Here is a 19937-nt window from a genome sequence, read left to right as displayed (position 1 = left end):
TATCCTTTTAACTTCGCCGCTGCAGCTGACAGCATCCGGCCGCGTTACCTGATGCGATGCTGTCGCAAAAATGGCGGCCATTATAATGGAAAAAGCCAGACAGGATAAGCAGATCAGCGCCAAAGCGCCGATTTCCTGTGTGCATTTGCCCCTTAGCCCGACCATAGCGGATAATGCAATCTCTTAACCTGCAGCCAGGAGCGCGCGTGACACTTCGTATTGGCCTGCCCCAGTGGCAGCATTCACACTGGAAACGCTGGGGTATCGAAAGCCTGGCGGACTATGCCCGCTACTTCCACTGCGTTGAGGGAAATACCACCCTCTACGCGCTGCCGAATGCGGAAACGGTGATGCGCTGGCGCGACATGACCCACGATGCATTTCGCTTCTGCTTTAAATTTCCCAATACCATCAGCCATCAGGCGGCGCTGCAGCATAGCGATGACCTGCTGACCGATTTTCTGCGCCTGATGGAACCGCTGGCCGACCGCATCGGTCAGTACTGGCTGCAGCTGCCCGCCAGCTTCTCCCCGGCACAGCTCAACGACCTGTGGCGTTTTCTGGATAGTCTGCCGCGCCGCTTTCACTACGGCGTTGAAGTGCGTCATCCGGCTTTCTTCGCCAAGGGCGAGGCAGAAAGATCACTGAATCGGGGCCTGCTTGAGCGCGGCATCAATCGTGTGATGCTCGACAGCCGTCCGGTTCACGCCTCCACCTCGCAGAGCCCGGCGGCGCTGGTCGCGCGTTCGCAGAAGCCAAAAGTACCGCCTCATGCTCTGCGAACCGGCTCGCAGCCGATGGTGCGCTTTATCGGCAGCGACAGCGTGGACGAGAGCGTGCCGCTGTTTCAGATCTGGCGTCCCAAGCTGGCTGAGTGGCAGCAACAGGGCGACGCCATGCTGTTTCTGCACACCCCCGATATGGGCCAGGTTTTTCCGCTGGTGCAGGCACTGTGGCCGCAGTTGCAGGCGATCGATCCGGCTATTGGCAATGGACCGGACTGGCCGCAACAGACATCACTGTTTTGATTGCGTGACAGGACAGCGGGCTGCACGCCCGTTAGAATAGAACCATTATGGACAGTCGCTGGAGTGGCTATGGTTAGCGCGTTATATGTGGTGATAGGGGCATTGCTGGTAATGAAATTCACGCTGGACGTGGTACGTTACCGCCGGTTCTACCGGGTGGCGTATGGTGATGGCGGCTATCACGACCTGAAAATGGCGATCCGCATTCATGGCAATGCCATCGAAACCATTCCGCTGGCGCTGTTCCTGCTGGTGATGATGGAGATGAACGGCGCCGATATCTGGATGGTGCATCTCACCGGGCTGCTATTCTTTATCAGCCGCCTTCTGCACGCATGGGGATTACGCAGCAGCGCCATGGCAGGCCGCAAATATGGCATGCTCCTGACGCTGTTTTCCCTGTGCGGCATGGTGATTTTCAACCTGATCTATATGCCGTGGGAACTGGTCCTGACGCTTCATTAAGCCAGCCTGGGTTTAGGGGTGCAGCCCGCCCCACTTTCTGCGAGAATAGCGCCCTTTCCGTCGTCTCTTCGGATTTTCGATATGTCTGACCGCGATCAACTCTTCTCAGCGCCCATTGCAAAACTGGGCGACTGGACTTTTGACGAGCGTGTAGCTGAAGTCTTTCCTGACATGATTCAGCGCTCGGTGCCGGGCTACTCCAACATCATTTCGATGATTGGCATGCTGGCAGAACGTTTTGTTACCCCGGATAGCAGGGTCTATGACCTGGGCTGCTCGCTGGGCGCGGCCACCCTCTCGGTCCGCCGCAATATTCATGTGCCGGGTTGCCAGATCATCGCGGTGGATAACTCCCCGGCGATGGTGGAGCGCTGTCGCCGGCATCTTGATGCGTTTCGCGCTGACACGCCGGTCACGGTGCTGGAAGCGGATATCCGCGACATTGAGATTGAAGACGCCTCGCTGGTGGTGCTCAATTTCACGCTGCAGTTTCTGGAGCCGCCTGCACGCCTGGCGCTGCTGGAAAAGATCTGGCAGGGACTCAAACCGGGCGGCGCGCTGGTGCTGTCGGAGAAGTTCAGCTTTGAAGATGCCGAGGTCGGTGAACTGTTATTCAACATGCATCACGACTTCAAGCGCGCCAACGGCTACAGCGAACTGGAAATCAGCCAGAAACGCAGCATGCTGGAAAATGTGATGCTAACTGACAGCGTTGAAGCGCACAAAGCCCGTCTGAAACAGGCCGGGTTCTCGCACGCCGAACTCTGGTTCCAGTGCTTTAATTTTGGATCTCTGGTGGCGTTGAAATGATCGACTTTGGCCGTTTTTATCAGCAAATTGCAGTGGGCCCGCTGGCGAAGTGGCTGGAAGTATTACCGGCGCAAATCAGCGAATGGCAGCGCGAAAACCTGCACGGGCACTTTCGTGACTGGTACAAGTCGCTGGAGTATCTGCCGCTGCTGGAACCGCAAAAGCTGGATCTGCTGCACAGCGTCACCGCCGATCGCGATGACATCAGCGACCGCCATCGTCAGGGAATTGAGAAACTACTGCGTAACCTGATGCCGTGGCGCAAAGGTCCCTACTTCCTTTACGGCACCCACATCAACACTGAGTGGCGATCTGACTGGAAGTGGGAACGCGTGCTGCCGCACATCTCCCCGCTCGCAGGCCGGACGGTGCTGGATGTGGGCTGTGGCAGCGGTTACCACATGTGGCGGATGATTGGCGCGGGCGCACACATGGTCGTCGGCATCGACCCAATGCAGCTGTTCCTGGTGCAGTTCGAAGCAGTGCGTAAGCTGCTGAACGACGATCGTCGGGCGCATATGCTGCCGCTGGGCATTGAGCAGCTACCGGCGTTACAGGCGTTTGATACCGTATTTTCGATGGGTGTGCTCTATCACCGTCGCTCCCCGCTGGATCACCTGTTACAGCTGAAAAATCAGCTGGTGAGCGGAGGCGAGCTGGTGCTGGAAACGCTGGTGATTGAGGGCGATGTCAATCAGGTGCTGGTGCCCGGTGAACGCTATGCCCAGATGCGCAACGTGTTCTTCATTCCTTCAGCGGAAGCACTGAAAAGCTGGCTGGAGAAAAGCGGGTTTATCGATGTGCGGATTGTCGATTTTGCGCTGACCACCACTGAAGAGCAGCGCCGCACCGACTGGATGACCAGCGAATCCCTCGCTGAGTTCCTCGACCTCGAGGACCCCAGCAAAACGGTTGAAGGCTATCCGGCTCCCCTGCGCGCCGTGCTGGTCGCCACCAAACCTTAATGCCCTAGCGGCGAGACAACGCCAGTTTCGCCGCAAATCCAATAAAGACGCAGCCGGTCAGGCGATCCATCCCCTTCAGCACCTTCGGCTTTCGCAGATGTCCGGCGAAATAGTGGCTGCCGCCAATCAGTACCGCATTCCAGATCAGCCCCAGCAGCATATGTGCCAGTGCCATCAGCGTACACCAGAGCGCCACCGACGCCCCCGCCGGGATAAACTGTGGCAGAAAAGTGACGTAAAACACGCCAATTTTCGGATTCAGCAGATTGCCCATTAATCCCCGACTGAAGCAGGCCAGATAGCCCTGCTGTTGTCCAGGCTGTTCAGCTGTCTCCACGGATTGCTGACGCGGTTTAAGCAGCAGCTTTATGCCCAGATAGAGCAGCCAGCCGGCACCGATCCACTTCAGCAGGTTATAGGCGATCTCAGAGGCCATCAGCAGCGCGCCCAGCCCCAGCCCAACGGCGAAGCCCCAGAGCAGACACCCCAGCGTCACGCCAAAGGCTGTCGCCCAGGCGCGCTGCCAGCCCTGCGCAATGGCGGTTCGCAGCACCAGCGCGGTATCAAATCCAGGTGTGAGTGTCAGAATGGTTATCGCAAACAGAAATGAAAAGAGCGAGGCGCTCATGATGATTCTCCGTTATCTCTCAGCAAGGAGTGTTCAGGCAGCTTAACAGCCTATAGCGCGGTCATGTGCGGGATCGCCTGCCACGCTGAGCGGATTGTGCCAGGCTGGATCGGGTCGTAACATTCATATTAAGGAGATGTGATTATGAGTAAATTTATTTTTTCATCACCCCGTAAATATGTGCAGGGCGCCGGTGTGCTGGATGAACTGGGAACATACCTGACTGAGCTGGGCGATCAGGCTTTTCTCGTGGCAGATGAGGTTGTCTGGAAACTGATTGGCGAACGGACGCAACAGACGCTGCAGTCCGCCGGGGTGAAATTCAGCTGGCAGCAGTTTAACGGCGAAGCCTCAAGTAATGAGATCACCCGTCTCAGTGCGCTGGCGAAGAGTCAGGGCTGTAACGTGGTTGTCGGGCTGGGCGGCGGCAAAACGCTGGACACGGTTAAGGCGGTGGCGGACGAACTTAAACAGCCGGTGGCTATTGTGCCAACCATTGCCTCCACCGATGCTCCCTGTAGCGCGCTGTCAGTAATCTACTCTGACAGCGGTGTATTTGAGAGCTATCGCTTCTACAGCAAAAATCCCGATCTGGTGCTGGTGGATACCGCAGTCTGCGCCAGTGCGCCTGCACGGCTCTTTGCCTCCGGCATTGCCGATGGCCTGGCCACCTGGGTTGAAGCGCAGGCAGTGGCGCGGTCCCATGCTAAATCCATGGTCAGCGGCGATCCGACCCTTGCCGGAATGGCGATTGCCCGCGCCTGCGAAGAAACACTGCTTAAGTGGGGGTACAGCGCCTATATCGCCGTTACCGAAAAACGGGTCACGCCCGCAGTGGAAGCCGTGGTAGAGGCAAACACGCTGCTCTCAGGGCTGGGCTTTGAAAATGGCGGGCTGGCAGCCGCCCACGCCATTCATAATGGTTTTACCGCCATCGATGGCGATATCCACCATCTGACCCACGGCGAGAAAGTCGCCTATGGCACGCTGACGCAGATGGTGCTGGAGCAGCGGCCGGATGAAGAAATTGCGCGCTATATCCGTTTCTATCGCAGCATCAATATGCCGACCACGCTGCGTGAAATGCATCTGGAAAATGAAAGCTGGGAAAATCTGGTGAAAGTCGGCGCACTGGCAAACGGTGAGGGCGATACGCTAAAAAACCTTAACCCTCATCTGTCACCTGAGGATATCGCCAATGCCCTGCTGGCGCTGGATGCCTTTAGCCAGACGGTGAAATAAGCCGCCAACAGGCGATCATTCGATCGCCTGTTACTCTTCTGCCGCAGGCTGGTCCCAGTACTCATATTTATAGGCGGAACTGAGATGGCGCTCGATGGTGCCACGCGTGAAGATTTCGGTTTCATGCAGATAGCTCAGGGTACAGTTGCCGACCTCATCCCAGGACTGACACTCATCAACCGATCGGATGGTGCTCAGCGGTGTGTTCGCCGTGCCGTTGAGCCGCACTTCACGCCATTGGGGGTCGTAGGTGTATTCGTCAGTTCCCCGGGCGGAGGTGGTGAGCGTCACCAGACCTTTTGGATTCCAGTGGTAATGGAACTCGCCGTTAGTCAGCGGATCGCTGCCTCGTGCCACACTCTTCTCCAGCCGTAGCTGGCCATCGTAGCGATAGGTAGTGTCGGTAAAGCCGATTTTACCCATGCTGGTAAATCTGTCGGAGGCGCTGGTAATGTTGCCATGCTCGCCTTTCTGCCAGTTAATCGTTCCCTGCCGGTTATCAACAACGACTTCTTTGCCCTCTTTCAGCACTTTGACCAGATACGCATATTCCGCCACCCAGCCGCCCTGAACCCTGGCGATGTGTTGCTCCATGCTGAGGATCACGTTGCGTTCACTTTTGTCGTAGCTGACGTCAGCCACCGTCAGATCGCCACAGGCGTCAAACTGACCCAGCACCCGCTTTTGCGAATTCACATCTTTACCAAATTCACCTGCAATCACCTGCTTCACTGCGCCTTTCGCATTGCCGCCCAGCAAAATCAGGGTGTTGCTGTTGACCACGGCGGCGTTGTCAGCGCGGCATGCGCTGGCCGCAGCATTGCCGCTGCACAGCACAGTCAGTATCAGGCTTAAAGTAAGAATCTGATTGCGTTTCATAGGGTAAATTCCAGGCGACGTTGCTTTCAGTGTAAACGCTGTGGGAATGAGCAGCGGAAATCCGGGACGATTTTACTCAACCTCTCATCACAGACATCGGCTGTGGCAGCGTAACGGATAACGTGCAGATTGTGTTGTGGCTTTTGCTAAAAGTCCTGGATGACCATTAAAAACGCCTGTACGTGAAGGCTGACAGCCGGCAACAGGAAGCAGACGCGGCGGATAGCCGTTCATCCGCTGGCGATAAAAAACCCGCCTGAGCGGGTTTATAACGTTTTCCTCCGGCGATCCTCTCGCCAGGTCTGGGTTATTTATTCACTCACCACATCCTGCAAAACGGCCTGTCCGCGATCCTGAGTGAATACCTGCCATTCCACCTGACTGGCATTCAGGGTGAAAATGGCCGTTGCCAGCGTATTCTCTTCGTCGGGATCCTGCGGAGAGAGCCGGTAGATGGGCAACAGTTCATCGTGCTGGTCGGAGAGGATCGCTTTGGCAGTCGTCCCATCCAGCTCAGTATGCTCCTGTTGCCACACATCCAGACGCTGCTGGCGTGAAGCAGAGCTGTCGGTAATGACCTGCTCTATTGCAGAGAGCTGCGGATGAATCAGATGGTTAGCATGCGCAAAGAGGCCGGACAGCTGCGTGACGGAACAACCTGTACCGGTCGCTTCAATGCTGAACAGTCGGCTATCGCCCCGCTGCCCCAGCGTATGATGAAAAGCGCCTGCGCGCGGCGAGGTCGTCAGTAGCGCAATCGCCTCATCGAGCGTGGCTGCATTCAACGTTGCACGCGCCAGAATCTGGCGCGGCAGGCCAGCCGGACGATGCACGGCACGAATGTTATTCACCGTGTTCACCACCCCACGGTCATTGACGGCAAACGTATGGCCGCAAATCGAGCCCGGATAGGCAAAGCTGGTGAACCCAATGCCCTGCGCCGGCAGCACACGAACCACTGCACAGTCACCCCGCAGCTGCGGAAAACCATCTTCATTGTGCGCAATGACCAACGCCCCATCGCGGCGTTGCCCGGCCACCGTGGTGCAGCCGTCCGAGGTAGAACGCACAAGATCGCCCCGGCAGTTCCATGCAAACACGTCGTCAATGGGTGCCTGCAAACCGCTGGCCAGCCCTTCCAGCTCAAGCCAGATTTGCGGGAAGTCAGCCTGAACCAGCGCGCGCATGCGCTGACTCTGTTCGGTGTTTTTCATGGCGGTGACGGTTTGCCACAGCGCGATGTGCGTCAGTTTCTGATGCCACGCCTCCCGACCAAATTCGCCGAGCTGCTGACCGATTTCAAACGCCGAACCACTGATTGCAATTTTTTTCATTGTGCTGTCATTCACTTCTTTCAGGAGACGTGTTGCAGGAATTCTTTAAGGCGCGGATTCGTGCTGTCGTTAAGCAGCTTATCAGGTGAGCCATTTTCAGCAATGGTCCCCCCATCAATAAAGATGAGTCTTGAGGCGACATCACGGGCAAAACCAATCTCGTGAGTCACAATCACCATCGTCATGCCCTCTTCGGCGAGCGAGCGCATCACTTTCAGCACTTCATGACGCAGTTCAGGATCCAGCGCAGAGGTGGGTTCATCAAACAGCATCATTTTGGGTTTTACCGCCAGCGCGCGCGCAATCGCCACACGCTGCTGCTGTCCACCCGAGAGTTCTGCGGGGTAATGGCTGGCGCGTTCACGCAGGCCGACCCTGTCCAGCAAGGCCAGCGCCTGTTCGCGGGCCGAGGGTTTGCTCTGCCTGCGCACGCGGACAGGGCCAAACATCACATTTTCCAGCGCGGTCAGGTGAGGAAACAGGTGAAACTGCTGGAACACCATACCCGCCTCGCGGCGGATATCGCATTCATTCGCATGCGGATCCGTGATGTGCTTGCCCGCCACCAGCAGCGTTCCGGAGGATATTTCCTCCAGCTTGTTAATACAGCGCAGCAGCGTTGACTTACCCGATCCCGACGGCCCGATGATCACCACCACTTCGCCTGCCTCTATCTTCAGATTGATATCGTGCAGAACCTGTGTCGCGCCGAAGTTTTTCGACACCGCGCTAAATTCAACCATGCTCATAGAATGTGGATCCTTTTTTCCAGTTGCTTCAGCAGGAAACTCAGACAGAGCGTCACCAGCAGATAAATCATCGCGACGGCGGTCCAGACCTCCAGTGCGCGGAAATTACCGGCAATGATCTCCTGTCCCTGACGGGTTAACTCCGCGACACCGATAACAATAAACAGCGACGTATCTTTAATACTGATGATCCACTGGTTGCCCAGCGCGGGAATCATACGCCGCAGCGCCAGCGGCATAATCACGTGCCACAGGGTACTGCGCTGCGATAATCCCATAGCGAGACTCGCCTCTTTAAATCCTTTATTAATAGAGAGGATCGCACCGCGCGTAATCTCGGCGATATAGGCACCGGAATTAATCACAATGGTCACAATCGCCGCCGTGATGGGATCAATGCGAATCGGAATAACCATCGGCAGGGCAAAGTAGATAAACATCACCTGCACCATAATTGGCGTGCCGCGAATTAACTCAACGAAAATCAGCGACAGCGTTTTAGATATTCGCCCACCTAATGCGCGACAGGTTCCGGCCAGCAGACCGATCACGAAACCGCCCATCAAACCCGATAACGAAATAATCAGCGTCAGCTGCAAACCCTGCAATAATAGCGGCAGGGATTCCCAGATATATTTACTGTCAAAATTCATAGTTCGATCCATTAAGGCGAAATGAGGTCGGACAGTGCCGACCTGGCTGGATTATTTCGGCTGTTTCGCAAACCACTTCACATAGATTTTGTCGTAGGTGCCATCCACACGCAGCGCCTGCAATGCAGCGTTAACTTTCGGCGTCAGGCTGCTGTTCTTCTGCATCGCGAAACCGTACTGTTGCGGCAGAATGCTATCTGTCTCACCCGTGGATTTCACTTTGCCATTTCCCGCCGTTTTCACGTAATAGAGCACGTTCGGCGAATCATGCACTACCGCGTCAAGATTACCCGCCTGCAAATCAAGATAGGCATTATCGATGTTAGGAAACTCAACATAGTCGGCTTTATATTTGCTCTTCATAAAGCTGGCCGCCGCGGTGCCCTGTTTCAGGCCCACTTTCTTACCGGCTAAATCGCTGAATTTTTTGATCGCGGTATCACTGCTTTTTACCGCCATCAGTAAATCCGCATTATAATATCCGTCGCTAAAATCAACGACCTGTTTCCGCGCATCGGTAATCGTAATACCGGCCATCGCGACATCCAGATTACGGGACTGCAGCCCTGGAATTAAGCCACCAAAATCCATCGGGCGTAATTCATAGCTGACGTTCATCTTTTTAGCGATAGCATTCCATAAGTCAATATCGAAGCCTACATACTTATCGCCCTGTTTAAATTCAAAGGGCACAAATGCGGTATCCACACCTACCATTAGTTTATCCTGAGCAGCAGCAATAAAACTGGCTGAGCAGGCAACTAATACCAATGAGACTTTTAATTTAGAGAATAATCCAGACATATGTAACCCCCGGCGTCAGTGAAATAGCGTACAGTGAATATCATCCGGCGAGGTTATCGCCGGAATGGCTGAACAGAATTTATTTGAAATGCAGGGCGTATCAGGCTGCGCCCGGATTAAACGATGACTTACTCAGGAATAATATGATCCTGCGTGTCGGGTACCGGCGTCTGTGCGCCGTTCATGATCATTGAAAGAAAACTGTAATAGCCGTTAATGCCAATTAAATCCACCACGCCCTTCTCACCCCATAAATCGATGGCCTGCTGCCAGGTCGTATCGCTGACTTTCTGCTGCTGGTGCAGCTGCTGGCAGAAGTGATAAATCACCCACTCATCGGGTTCGAGGTCTTCCGGCGGGCGCTTTTCATTTATCGCCTGCACGGCTGCCGCAGAAATGCCCTTCTCGCGCGCGATCGGCGCATGGATTGCCCATTCTACCGGCTGGGACCAGTGACGGGCGGTCATCAGAATGGCCAGCTCTGATAAACGCTGTCCCAGCGCACTGCGATACCGGAGATATTCCCCCATGCGCTGCGCGTGCGCCATCAGCTCAGGGCTGCGTAACAACGGCTCAAAGGGTGGCAGCAGCGCGCCGCGTGGCCCGTTAATGATCTCTTCTGCGAGCGGACGCTGCTGATCGTCCCATTCGTGATGCGCCAGCGGCGGCAGACGGTTAATCATAAGCTGGCCGTCTCTTCACGAATCACCTGCTCGAGTGTCTCCACCACAAAATCAAGCTGCGCTGTCGTGATGATAAAGGGTGGCGCAATCAGAATGTGATCGCCATACTGCCCGTCAATCGTTCCGCCCATCGGATAAACCATCAGACCACGCGCCATACAATTAGCTTTAATTCTGGCGTGCAGTTTAAGCGCCGGATCGAACGGCGTTTTGCTGGCTTTATCACGGACCAGTTCAACCCCGGCGAACAGACCGCGCCCGCGGGTGTCACCGACCTGTGGCATCTCGCCCAGCCGATCGCGTAGCGCACGTTGCAGGTAATCCCCCTGCCGTTTCACAGCGTCTAATAACTTATCGCGTTCAATGACCTGCTGCACCGCCAGAGCGGCCGACGCCGCCGTGGCATGGCAGATATAGGTATGACCATGCTGGAACAGTCCGCTGCCCGTCTGCAGAGCGAAGACAATTTTTTCGCTCGACAGTACTGCACCGATCGGCTGATAGCCACCCCCCAGCCCTTTGGCGATGGTCACCAGATCTGGCACCACCTCATCCTGTTCAAACGCGTAAAGCGTTCCGGTACGTCCCATGCCGCACATCACTTCATCCGCGATATAGAGCAGGCCGTACTTATCACACAGGGCGCGCACGCCTTTGAAGTAACCCGGTGTAGGCGGCGTTGCGCCGGTGGTCGCGCCCACGACTGTCTCTGCGCAAAAACCGATGATCGTCTCCGGGCCGGCATCGATAATTGCCTGCTCCAGCTCATTCAGCAGGCGCTGCGTATATTGCTGCTGAGTTTCATCAGCACGGCGGTCGCGATATTCATTACAGGCAGAAACACGGATCACGTCGATTAACAGCGGGGCAAACTGACGACGACGCCATTCGTTGCCCCCCACCGCTAGCGCACCCAGCGTATTACCGTGGTAACTCTGCTGGCGGGCAATAAAACGAGTACGGGACGGCTGACCGATTTCAACGAAATATTGCCGGGCCAGCTTCAGCGCCGTTTCTACGGCCTCAGAACCACCCGAAACGAAATAGGCATAATTGAGATCGCCAGGCGCATGGCGGGTCAGATGTTCCGCGAGTTGTTCAACCGTGTCGCTGGTAAAAAAACCGGTATGTGCATAGGCGAGCTGGTCGATCTGACGATGCATCGCAGCCAGCACGTCAGGATGCGCGTGACCTAAACAGGAAACCGCAGCGCCTCCGCAGGCATCCAGATACTGTTTTCCCTGTGAATCAAAGATGTACGCGCCTTGTGCGCCGGTTGCCACGGCGGGCGTGCTGCGCAGACTGCGGTGAATGATATGGCTCATGCTGGGTCCTGCTCCTGAGTACGCTGCGATAACTCAGCGCATCTTGCCGGATCCATTTGGATCACGTCAATGCAGGAATGATACATATGCATTCTATTTTCTTATGACGGATACAAATGGATCTTCTTTCAGGGCTTAACAGGCACGACATAGGCACCTGAATCAATCAGGTAGCGTTCGGCATTCTGGATTTTGCTGACCGCCTCGCGGCCATGACGGGCGACCAGCATCGCCAGCAGACATTCGGCCAGCCCCATACCGGAAACCACAGAAGGAAAGAAAGAGGGACTCTCTACCGAGAAGAGCAAGGTACAGTCGGCGGCCTGCGCCAGAGGGGAAACCGGCGAATCTGTAATCGCGACGATTTTCGCGCCTGCCTGCCGGGCAGCCTGTAACACCATCAGCGATTCGCGTGAATAAGGGGCAAAACTGGTCAGCAGAATCGCGTCCTGCGCCGTCAGTTCGCGGGTAAAGACTTCGATATTGCTCGCCAGACCATCAATCAGTGAAACCTGGCGGTTAAATAACCGATAGATATAGAACAGTGACCAGGCGATGGGAAAACTGGCACGAAATCCACAGATATAGACGTTTTCCGCCGCATCCAGCAGGGTGACGGCCTGATCCATCTTCTGATGATTCTCATGTTGCGTTGCCGCAAGGTTAGCCTGATGCGCCTGAAAGACCTCTTCGTAGAGCTGAGGTTGTGTCGGTTTAGCGATCAGCTTTTCAGCTTTGGATACGTAGGTATCATCGCGCAGACCCATATCGTCAATAAACGCGTCTTTAAATTCACCCCAGCCCTCATAGCCCAGGCGCTTTGCCAGGCGCAGCAGCGTGGCAGGCTTCACCCCCGCTTCTGAGGCAAAAGCACGCATGGATTGCACCACAAGCTGATTCGTATTCTGGAGTGAGAACCTGGCAGCGCGTTGTAACTCAGGCGACAACGCACTGAACTGGCTGACAATATTTTCCCTGGGATTCATAGCGGCACTTCATCGGCTGGCAGATGCTGGCATCTAATCACATTTAGGATCCAGACTCCACTGTCGGAGGTTCACGCCCGGCTACAGGTCGCGCCGCCAGCAGGAGAAACGTTTATGTCATGTCAGGGATTGGTAGCGTCGTGAGAGGTGGATGAGAAAGGGAATCGGGAATCAGCTGGTTTTACACAAAAAGAACCCCAGCAAGCATACTGGGGTTTGGTACTTGCAAACACCACGTCAATGATCGGCGTGCTGCGCGGCAAAATCTGTTGTGGTTCAGGCAACCCGAACGGTGCTCATCTGCATCACGCTTTTCATCGCCTCAACCACATCGCCGTCTACACAGTAGCGGCTGAACTCGTCGGTTTCGGCTTCTGAACACATAGAGACACCCGCTTTGCGGTAACGCATCGGTGACGCCATCAGGCGGCTGGCCGAGCTGTGGACTTCATCAATCCCCATGTCGAGAAACTTTTGCAGGTTGCTGAGACGCACGCCCGCACCCGCCATAATAATAGGACCGATGCTGGTCTCATTTAGTTCCCGAAGTAATGCAATTCCGTTTTCAGCGTTCTGCTGCTGACCGGATGTCAGAATGCGCGCCACCCCCAAATCCGTTAACGCTTCCAGTGCGCGCTTAGGGCTGTGGCAGAGATCGAAGGCGCGATGGAAGGTTACCGCCAGACCGTCACACAACGCCATAATCTGTCGCATCTGGCCCTGATGAATATGGGCGTCCTCATCCAGCATCCCAATCACCAGACCGGGAAAACCGAGTTCACGGATTAACGCCACATCCGATTTCATCGCCTCGAATTCACGTGCGGTATAACAAAAATCGCCACCCCGTGGCCGGACAATAGGATGAACCGGAATCGAAACCTCGCGACGGGCGGCATTCAGCATCCCCGTCGACGGCGTCAGGCCACCTTCACGCGGTGCGGCACAAAGTTCAACCCGATCAGCGCCCGCCTGTTGTGCGGTCACGGCGCAATCCACGCCATAGCAGCAAATTTCCAGTGTGGTCATTCTCTTCTCCTTTACATGACTCTGGTTCAAGGCAGATTCATCAGTTAGTCTGGCTGCTGGAATGAGTTTACCGGGAAAGTTAACTATGGCATTCAATTTCGACCAACGGATAGACCGTCGTCACAGCGATAGCCTTAAATGGAACAAATATGCGGACCAGGACATTCTGCCGTTGTGGGTGGCCGATACGGATTTCCGATCGCCTGACTGCGTCATCGAGGCAATCAGGACCCGCGCCGCGCATGGGATATTTGGTTATGGCGATACGCCGGTTGAGTTTATTGACAGTGCGATAGCGTGGCTCGCCTCACGCTATCAGTGGCACGTTAATCCTGAATGGATTGTAGTGTTGCCTGGCGTGGTTTGCGGACTGAATCTCGCCGTGCGTGCATTTACCGCACCGGACGAGCTGACGATTGCTCCCATGCCCATCTATCCGCCGTTTCGCGGTTCAGCAAAATTGGCAGAACGGGGTCAGCTCAGTCTGCCGCTGACGCTGCAACAGGGGCGCTGGGTACTGGATATGGGTGCGGCTGAAGATCAGCTCATCGGCAAAGAGCGACTGTTTATGCTGTGCAATCCGCAGAATCCGGGCGGCACCGTTTATCGCCGCGACGAACTGCAGGCACAGCTGGAATTTGCGCAGAAGCACGATCTGATTGTCTGTTCCGACGAGATCCACAGTGATCTGCTGCTGGAGCCGGGTGCTGAACACATTCCGTTTGCGTCGCTGAGTGAAGATGCCGCCCAGCGCAGCGTCACGCTGATGTCACCCTCTAAGAGCTTTAATATTGCCGGTCTGGGTGCGTCCATCGCCATTATCCCCAATGCCGAACTGCGTTCGCGCTTTAACCGGATGCGACGCGGGATTGTGCCGGATGTGGATATTCTGGCGCTCACCGCTGCGGCAGCGGCGTGGCGCGAAGGTGAACCCTGGCTGCAGGCGCAGAATACCTACCTGCGCAGTAACCGTGACTGGCTGGTGTCACAGGTCAATAAAATGACCGGCCTGTCCGTCGCCGTGCCGGAAGCGACCTACCTGGCCTGGATCGACGCCAGTGCGCTGGGCGTGGCCAGCCCTGCACTCTATTTTGAGAAGCACGGACTGGGTTTATCGGCCGGTCGTGAGTTTGGCAATGACCAGTTTGTCCGGCTCAATTTCGGCTGCACGCGTGCGCTGCTGGATGAGGCCGTTGCGCGCCTGAAGCGCGCAGTAGCCGCCCGTATCTAGTTCTGCTCGCTGGCGACAATCTCTTCCAGTCGCCATGGATGAAACTTGATTGTCGTCTGCCCGTCCGTTACCGCCAGGGTCGGATTGGGCAGACGCTCATTCTCGCCCTGGGGTGAACTGGTTTTAAATGAAATACCCGGCTGAGTGAGCGCGTCATCGGAGAGCAATGCCATCGCGCGCATGCCCAGTGTCTGATGATCGCCGCGCAACACCACCTCAATATGTTCCCAGCCTTCATGGCGATAACGCTTTTCACCCGGCCATGGCAGCTCAATCACATCAACCTGCCTGCCCGCCACCAGCAGCGGATCATGTAGTTTAAACAGGCAAATCTGTCGTCCGTTGATCATCGCTGCCGAAAACTCAGTACCAATCTGCTGCAGGCCTTGCTGCCAGCGCATTGCCGTCGTGTCCTGATGACAACGCACCGCAATATGGTCCACATCCAGATCGTTAAGGCGCAAACCCAGTCTCTGCGCAAAAATTTGCAACGATTCTTCAAAACGTCCCAAATCTGTCTTTAAATCATCCAATTCTGCAGGAAAAGATCGCTCAGCCACCGGAATTCCTCTCTATTTGTTTAGCACTTATAATCAGTCTGGTTCATTGTGCGCCGCGTGTCCGGCGTCACAAAATGGTAAGATTCATCTTATTTGGACCGGAATTTAACGCAAAACCGTATAATAACATCTTTCATTTCGGATTTATCTTCTGTTTAGGACCATTAGTTCCTTGATGAAAGTAGTCTAAGACATTGATTTAAATCAACTTCTTTAATACAATAAGATAACTCTTATTTGAAGTGCAAACAATTGCAGCCTCCCACGCCTTCCTATAAATTTGACCTAACACAACCAAAAGGAATGGCTCTATGTCTATGCTCATCGTTGTCGCTGTCCTGATCGCACTGATGGGGTTTGCAATTTCCCGCCATTGGAAGGTGCGCGAAGATAAAAGCGTAAAGAACCCACGCCGTCATCTGCGACGTCGTTAACGCCTCCGGGAAACATCTTCTTCAGCTCTGTTTCCCCGCTTCATCCAACTGCTGACGCCCACCCACATTTCACGTATACTTTTCCCCTCATTTTTTTCCGTTTTGTCTGCCCCATCCGTTTCTGTCTTTCCGTTACGCGATGCGCTCAGGCAAGATGATGACAGCCCGGCTTTTCGTCCGGGCGTTGTTCAGCACATGAAGGTAACTCGGTGAATATTCAGGCACTTCTTTCCGCAAAAGTCAGTCAGGCAATGGTTTTAGCCGGCGCACCCGCCGATTGCGAACCGCAGGTTCGCCAGTCTGCCCGGGTTCAGTTTGGAGACTATCAGGCCAACGGCATTATGGCCGTGGCGAAAAAGCTGGGACAGGCACCGCGACAATTAGCGGAAGCGGTGATTCAGCACCTCGACCTGACCGGCATCGCCAGCAAAGTTGAAATTGCCGGACCGGGCTTCATCAATATCTTCCTCGACCACAACTGGCTGGCAAAGCATGCACGCGAAGCACTGAGTCTGCCGCGTCTTGGTGTGCAACTGGCCGAACCCCAGACCATTGTGGTCGACTACTCTGCGCCCAACGTTGCGAAAGAGATGCACGTGGGTCACATCCGCTCCACCATCATTGGTGATGCGGCAGTGCGCACGCTGGAGTTTCTGGGCCACAAGGTGATCCGGGCGAACCACGTTGGCGACTGGGGTACGCAGTTCGGCATGCTGATTGCGTTCCTGGAAAAACAGCAGAATGAGAATCACGCTGAGATGGCGCTGGCCGATCTCGAAAGCTTCTACCGTGAAGCCAAGCGCACCTACGATGAAGATCCTGAGTTTGCCGAGCGTGCGCGCGGTTACGTGGTGAAATTACAGGGCGGTGATGAGTACTGCCGCCAGATGTGGAAGAAGCTGGTCGACATCACCATGAGTCAGAACCAGAAAATCTATGACCGCATGAACGTTACGCTGACACGCAATGATGTGATGGGTGAAAGCCTTTATAACGATATGCTGCCTGGCATTGTTGCCGATCTGAAACAGAAAGGTCTGGCTGTTGAAAGTGAAGGCGCAACCGTGGTGTTCCTGGATGAATTCCAGAATAAAGAAGGTGAGCCGATGGGCGTCATCATCCAGAAAAAGGATGGCGGCTACCTCTATACCACGACTGACATCGCCTGTGCGAAATACCGTTACGAAACGCTGAAAGCCGATCGTGTGCTCTATTACATCGACTCCCGTCAGCATCAGCATCTGGTTCAGGCCTGGACCATCGTGCGTAAAGCGGGTTATGTGCCGGAGTCTGTGCCGCTTGAGCACCATGCGTTTGGCATGATGCTGGGCAAAGATGGCCGTCCGTTCAAAACCCGCAGCGGCGGCACTATCAAGCTCTCCGATCTGCTGGACGAAGCCTGGCAGCGTGCCTACACGCTGGTGCGTGAGAAGAACCCGGAGATGAGCGAAGCGGAAGTCAAAGCGCTGGCGGAAGTGATGGGGATCAGCGCGGTAAAATACGCGGACCTGTCAAAAAGCCGCACCACCGACTACATCTTCGACTGGGACAACATGCTGGCGTTTGAAGGCAACACGGCGCCTTACATGCAATACGCCTACACCCGCGTACTCTCCGTATTCCGCAAGGCAGGCATTGATGCCGATTCTCTGGATGCAGAGATTGTGATTAGCGAAGAGCGTGAAGCACAGCTGGCAACCCGCCTGCTGCAGTTCGAAGAGGTTATCACGCAGGTGGCTCGCGACGGTACGCCACACGTTATGTGTGCGTATCTCTACGATCTGGCTGGTTTGTTCTCCGGATTCTACGAGCATTGCCCGATTCTCAGCGCAGAATCAGACGCGACGCGTCTGAGCCGACTGCAGCTGGCCGCGCTGACCGCGAAGACGCTGAAGCAGGGTCTGGATACGCTCGGTATCGACACCGTCGAGCGCATGTAATCGCAGCAACGGAGAGGGAAATCTCTCTCCGTTGCTGACTTCATAAACGTCCCCTACACTCCCTCACTCTTTCAGCAGCAGGATGGCGCCATGTCTTTAGCCGCACATCTCATCAGCAGCCACCTTCCCACCATCAAACAGTTACAGTGCTTTCTGGCGGTCGCGCACGAGCTTAATTTTCGCCGGGCTGCAGAACGCCTTAGCATGACTCAGCCTCCGCTCACCCGTCAGATTCAGAGTCTGGAAGATCTGCTGGGCCAGCCGCTGTTCAGCCGCACGACGCATGGGGTTAACCTGACTGAGTCTGGCCGGGCGCTGGTCACGGAAGCGGAAGCGATCCTTATGGCACTGAATGCGCTAAAAGACGATGCGCAGCCTGTCGCAGCACAGCTGCGTATCGGGCTGACCCGCACGCTGAATTTCGAACTCATCGCGCCGCTTAATAAGCAGCTCGCCAGTTTTTATGCCAGCGATGAGATGGAGATGCCCAGCCTCACTTCGGCTCAGCTGCTGCAGAGCCTGGCGAAAAATAGCCTGGATTTAATCCTGACCGGGGAAAAAGGGCCGCATGCGGAAGATACTGTCAGGTATGCCTGGGTATACCGTGAGCCACTGTGGGTTGCAATGCCGTCAGCACATCCCGCCAGCCTGTCTGAAAACGTTGCGCTGGAGACGCTGGCTGACCTTCCACTTTTCTGGTTTCCACGCAGTGCTAATCCGCAGTTTTACGATAAATGCGAGCGCTACTTCGCCACGCTCAGCATCGCGCTGAAGCGGGTGCGAGAGCCTGAAGACTCCCTGCTGATGCTGGCGCACATCGCCAGAGGCAAAGGGTTTGCGCTGATGCCGCAGTCAAAATGCACCTTCAATCAGACAGGTCTCTGTTACCGGCCACTGACTGGCAATGCAGCTAAACAGCTGGCAATTGACGTTTATGCGGCGATTCGCGCCGATGAAACCAATGCGTCAGTAGTGAATGCGCTGATCGCACTTTCGCAGCCTGCTGAACCCGACCCCCCCGCCCATCCGCGCGGCTAAGTCGCTGTACTATCCGTACCCATATTGCCTGAAGCTCGCTGATACCTTTTCTGCATGACGGAAGGAGCAATTCCGTGCTCTGGCGTGCAATGAAACAATCGCCTCTCAGTTACGAGGAGAGACAATGAAAAAGCGAACGTTAACTCAGGGTCTTGAGGTCAGCGCTATCGGTTATGGCGCGATGGGGCTCAGCGAATTTTATGGTCAGACCGATGACCGTCATTCCCTTCAGCTGCTCAGCCAGCTGCGCGACCTGGATATCACCTTTATCGATACCGCCGACCTTTACGGGCGCGGCCACAACGAGCAGTTGATAGGCCAGTTTCTTGCCGGGCTGAGCAAGGCCGAACGGCTGAAATTTACCATCGCCACCAAGTGTGGCATTGAGCGTCCGGCGGACGAGGCCTATGCCCGCACCATCAATAATCAGCCCGACTACCTGACCCGCAGCTGCCATGCCTCTCTGAAACGGCTGGGCGTTGAGCGTATCGATCTCTTTTATCTGCATCGTATCAGTCCGGCGACACCGATTGAGGAGAGCATGCAGTGTCTCAGCCGTCTGGTGCAGGAGGGGAAGATCGCCCGGATTGGGCTGTGTGAAGCCTCTGCTGCAACGCTGAGTCGGGCGCATGCGATCCATCCGCTGACCGCGCTGCAGACAGAATATTCACTCTGGACGCGTGACAGTGAGGCGGAGATTCTGCCGATGGTGAAAAAGCTTGGCATCGGTCTGGTGCCCTACTCACCGCTGGGCAGAGGTTTTCTGACCGGTAAATATCGCAATAACAGCGATTTTGCCGAAGACGATTTCCGCAAAAGCAATGACCGTTTCCAGCAGGAGAATATCGACCACAATCTGCAACTTCTTAACGCGGTGACGCCGCTGGCGGATAAATATCACGCCACCACCGGACAGATTGCGCTGGCGTGGTTGCTGGCCCAGTATGAAAAAATTGTGCCGATACCGGGCACTAAACAGATCGCATATCTCACTGAGAATGCGCAGGCCACGGATATCAGGCTGGAAGAGGACGACGTGCGGTTGCTGAATGCGATTCATGAGCAGATTGAGGTCAAAGGCGGTCGCTATTCTGAGGAGGGAATGAAGGGAGTTAACGCCTGAAGACATATTACGCACTTGCGCACTGTGCTGC

At 55.4% G+C, this 19937-nt stretch carries 21 protein-coding genes; 10 read left to right on the top strand and 11 right to left on the bottom strand.

Annotation, left to right across the window (positions count from 1 at the left end; translation table 11 throughout):
* The first annotated feature begins 206 nt into the window (after positions 1–206).
* The 4 genes from QSK07_RS03505 to cmoB all read left to right on the top strand — a co-directional run bounded on the left by QSK07_RS03505 (position 207) and on the right by cmoB (position 3268).
* Positions 207–1028: a DUF72 domain-containing protein gene (locus tag QSK07_RS03505; RefSeq protein WP_285720457.1), complete on the top strand. Its 822-nt coding sequence runs from the start codon at positions 207–209 to the stop codon at positions 1026–1028.
* A 69-nt stretch (positions 1029–1097) separates the two neighbouring features.
* Positions 1098–1493 carry an MAPEG family protein gene (locus tag QSK07_RS03500; protein ID WP_013358179.1) on the top strand — a complete coding sequence of 132 codons (396 nt, stop codon included), beginning with the start codon at positions 1098–1100 and terminating at the stop codon, positions 1491–1493.
* 81 nt (positions 1494–1574) lie between these two features.
* Entirely contained in the window at positions 1575–2303 is a 729-nt protein-coding gene (cmoA, locus tag QSK07_RS03495) for a carboxy-S-adenosyl-L-methionine synthase CmoA (RefSeq protein ID WP_033732927.1), read from the top strand.
* Positions 2300–3268: a tRNA 5-methoxyuridine(34)/uridine 5-oxyacetic acid(34) synthase CmoB gene (gene cmoB, locus QSK07_RS03490; RefSeq protein WP_285720456.1), complete on the top strand. Its 969-nt coding sequence runs from the start codon at positions 2300–2302 to the stop codon at positions 3266–3268. Before cmoA ends, cmoB begins: the two co-directional genes overlap by 4 nt.
* A 4-nt stretch (positions 3269–3272) precedes the next feature.
* On the opposite strand, the gene QSK07_RS03485 is transcribed toward cmoB, so the two are convergent.
* The gene (locus tag QSK07_RS03485; protein WP_285720455.1) at positions 3273–3896 is read right to left on the bottom strand and encodes a LysE family translocator; all 624 of its coding nucleotides are present in this window, start codon (positions 3894–3896) and stop codon (positions 3273–3275) included.
* A 144-nt stretch (positions 3897–4040) separates the two neighbouring features.
* On the opposite strand from QSK07_RS03485, the gene QSK07_RS03480 reads away from it, so the two are divergent.
* Entirely contained in the window at positions 4041–5138 is a 1098-nt protein-coding gene (locus tag QSK07_RS03480) for a glycerol dehydrogenase (protein ID WP_285720454.1), read from the top strand.
* Positions 5139–5168: 30 nt separating this feature from the next.
* Here the strand turns inward: QSK07_RS03480 and QSK07_RS03475 are convergent, their stop codons facing one another.
* From QSK07_RS03475 to cutC, 9 genes are all read right to left on the bottom strand, one after another.
* Positions 5169–6017, bottom strand: a complete 849-nt coding sequence (locus tag QSK07_RS03475) for a hypothetical protein (protein ID WP_098050273.1) — start codon at positions 6015–6017, stop codon at positions 5169–5171.
* A gap of 311 nt (positions 6018–6328) precedes the next feature.
* Positions 6329–7351 (bottom strand): C45 family autoproteolytic acyltransferase/hydrolase, encoded by a 1023-nt coding sequence (locus QSK07_RS03470; protein WP_285720453.1) that lies wholly within the window; start codon positions 7349–7351, stop codon positions 6329–6331.
* A 20-nt stretch (positions 7352–7371) separates the two neighbouring features.
* The gene (gene glnQ / locus QSK07_RS03465; protein ID WP_285720605.1) at positions 7372–8094 is read right to left on the bottom strand and encodes a glutamine ABC transporter ATP-binding protein GlnQ; all 723 of its coding nucleotides are present in this window, start codon (positions 8092–8094) and stop codon (positions 7372–7374) included.
* Positions 8095–8096: 2 nt separating this feature from the next.
* On the bottom strand, positions 8097–8753 hold the full coding sequence (gene glnP / locus QSK07_RS03460; protein WP_285720452.1) for a glutamine ABC transporter permease GlnP: 657 nt from the start codon (positions 8751–8753) through the stop codon (positions 8097–8099).
* A gap of 51 nt (positions 8754–8804) precedes the next feature.
* A complete protein-coding gene (glnH, locus tag QSK07_RS03455) occupies positions 8805–9557 on the bottom strand; it encodes a glutamine ABC transporter substrate-binding protein GlnH (protein WP_285720451.1) in 753 nt (250 codons plus the stop codon).
* Positions 9558–9685: 128 nt separating this feature from the next.
* Entirely contained in the window at positions 9686–10240 is a 555-nt protein-coding gene (locus QSK07_RS03450; RefSeq protein ID WP_285720450.1) for a carboxymuconolactone decarboxylase family protein, read from the bottom strand.
* Positions 10237–11565, bottom strand: coding sequence for an aspartate aminotransferase family protein (locus tag QSK07_RS03445; protein WP_285720449.1), 1329 nt, complete (start codon positions 11563–11565; stop codon positions 10237–10239). The genes QSK07_RS03450 and QSK07_RS03445 overlap by 4 nt, the downstream gene beginning before the upstream one ends.
* Before the next feature lie 128 nt (positions 11566–11693).
* Positions 11694–12551 (bottom strand): MurR/RpiR family transcriptional regulator, encoded by an 858-nt coding sequence (locus QSK07_RS03440; protein WP_098050268.1) that lies wholly within the window; start codon positions 12549–12551, stop codon positions 11694–11696.
* A gap of 276 nt (positions 12552–12827) precedes the next feature.
* Positions 12828–13580, bottom strand: coding sequence for a copper homeostasis protein CutC (cutC, locus tag QSK07_RS03435; protein ID WP_285720448.1), 753 nt, complete (start codon positions 13578–13580; stop codon positions 12828–12830).
* Between the two features lie 85 nt (positions 13581–13665).
* Here cutC and QSK07_RS03430 point away from each other — a divergent pair, with 85 nt between their 5' ends.
* Complete coding sequence (locus QSK07_RS03430) at positions 13666–14811, top strand: MalY/PatB family protein (RefSeq protein WP_285720447.1); 1146 nt, start codon at positions 13666–13668, stop codon at positions 14809–14811.
* Here QSK07_RS03430 and QSK07_RS03425 read toward each other — a convergent pair.
* Positions 14808–15371 carry a VOC family protein gene (locus QSK07_RS03425; protein WP_098050265.1) on the bottom strand — a complete coding sequence of 188 codons (564 nt, stop codon included), beginning with the start codon at positions 15369–15371 and terminating at the stop codon, positions 14808–14810. The two genes, QSK07_RS03430 and QSK07_RS03425, sit on opposite strands and share 4 nt — an antisense overlap.
* A 311-nt stretch (positions 15372–15682) precedes the next feature.
* Between QSK07_RS03425 and QSK07_RS03420 the strand changes: the two genes are divergently transcribed.
* From QSK07_RS03420 to QSK07_RS03405, 4 genes are all read left to right on the top strand, one after another.
* Positions 15683–15805 carry a hypothetical protein gene (locus tag QSK07_RS03420; RefSeq protein WP_009089698.1) on the top strand — a complete coding sequence of 41 codons (123 nt, stop codon included), beginning with the start codon at positions 15683–15685 and terminating at the stop codon, positions 15803–15805.
* Positions 15806–16014: 209 nt separating this feature from the next.
* Complete coding sequence (argS, locus tag QSK07_RS03415; protein WP_285720446.1) at positions 16015–17745, top strand: arginine--tRNA ligase; 1731 nt, start codon at positions 16015–16017, stop codon at positions 17743–17745.
* 90 nt (positions 17746–17835) lie between these two features.
* Complete coding sequence (locus QSK07_RS03410; RefSeq protein WP_285720445.1) at positions 17836–18783, top strand: LysR family transcriptional regulator; 948 nt, start codon at positions 17836–17838, stop codon at positions 18781–18783.
* Between the two features lie 124 nt (positions 18784–18907).
* Positions 18908–19906: an aldo/keto reductase gene (locus QSK07_RS03405; protein WP_285720444.1), complete on the top strand. Its 999-nt coding sequence runs from the start codon at positions 18908–18910 to the stop codon at positions 19904–19906.
* The last annotated feature ends 31 nt before the right edge of the window (positions 19907–19937 follow it).

Source organism: Pantoea sp. QMID4 (assembly GCF_030270445.1).
GTDB lineage: Bacteria > Pseudomonadota > Gammaproteobacteria > Enterobacterales > Enterobacteriaceae > Pantoea > Pantoea vagans.
This window is presented reverse-complemented; position numbering and strand designations above follow the sequence as displayed.

What these genes read in the sequence shown, in the direction of transcription:
- QSK07_RS03470 (WP_285720453.1), bottom strand. Translation starts at nt 7,351, where the DNA reads ATGAAAAAAATTGCAATCAGTGGTTCGGCGTTTGAAATCGGTCAGCAG.
- QSK07_RS03480 (WP_285720454.1), top strand. Translation starts at nt 4,041, where the DNA reads ATGAGTAAATTTATTTTTTCATCACCCCGTAAATATGTGCAGGGCGCC.
- QSK07_RS03475 (WP_098050273.1), bottom strand. Translation starts at nt 6,017, where the DNA reads ATGAAACGCAATCAGATTCTTACTTTAAGCCTGATACTGACTGTGCTG.
- cutC (WP_285720448.1), bottom strand. Translation starts at nt 13,580, where the DNA reads ATGACCACACTGGAAATTTGCTGCTATGGCGTGGATTGCGCCGTGACC.
- QSK07_RS03420 (WP_009089698.1), top strand. Translation starts at nt 15,683, where the DNA reads ATGTCTATGCTCATCGTTGTCGCTGTCCTGATCGCACTGATGGGGTTT.
- cmoA (WP_033732927.1), top strand. Translation starts at nt 1,575, where the DNA reads ATGTCTGACCGCGATCAACTCTTCTCAGCGCCCATTGCAAAACTGGGC.
- QSK07_RS03410 (WP_285720445.1), top strand. Translation starts at nt 17,836, where the DNA reads ATGTCTTTAGCCGCACATCTCATCAGCAGCCACCTTCCCACCATCAAA.
- glnP (WP_285720452.1), bottom strand. Translation starts at nt 8,753, where the DNA reads ATGAATTTTGACAGTAAATATATCTGGGAATCCCTGCCGCTATTATTG.
- QSK07_RS03405 (WP_285720444.1), top strand. Translation starts at nt 18,908, where the DNA reads ATGAAAAAGCGAACGTTAACTCAGGGTCTTGAGGTCAGCGCTATCGGT.
- glnQ (WP_285720605.1), bottom strand. Translation starts at nt 8,094, where the DNA reads ATGGTTGAATTTAGCGCGGTGTCGAAAAACTTCGGCGCGACACAGGTT.
- glnH (WP_285720451.1), bottom strand. Translation starts at nt 9,557, where the DNA reads ATGTCTGGATTATTCTCTAAATTAAAAGTCTCATTGGTATTAGTTGCC.
- QSK07_RS03450 (WP_285720450.1), bottom strand. Translation starts at nt 10,240, where the DNA reads ATGATTAACCGTCTGCCGCCGCTGGCGCATCACGAATGGGACGATCAG.
- QSK07_RS03485 (WP_285720455.1), bottom strand. Translation starts at nt 3,896, where the DNA reads ATGAGCGCCTCGCTCTTTTCATTTCTGTTTGCGATAACCATTCTGACA.
- QSK07_RS03430 (WP_285720447.1), top strand. Translation starts at nt 13,666, where the DNA reads ATGGCATTCAATTTCGACCAACGGATAGACCGTCGTCACAGCGATAGC.
- cmoB (WP_285720456.1), top strand. Translation starts at nt 2,300, where the DNA reads ATGATCGACTTTGGCCGTTTTTATCAGCAAATTGCAGTGGGCCCGCTG.
- QSK07_RS03445 (WP_285720449.1), bottom strand. Translation starts at nt 11,565, where the DNA reads ATGAGCCATATCATTCACCGCAGTCTGCGCAGCACGCCCGCCGTGGCA.
- QSK07_RS03440 (WP_098050268.1), bottom strand. Translation starts at nt 12,551, where the DNA reads ATGAATCCCAGGGAAAATATTGTCAGCCAGTTCAGTGCGTTGTCGCCT.
- QSK07_RS03500 (WP_013358179.1), top strand. Translation starts at nt 1,098, where the DNA reads ATGGTTAGCGCGTTATATGTGGTGATAGGGGCATTGCTGGTAATGAAA.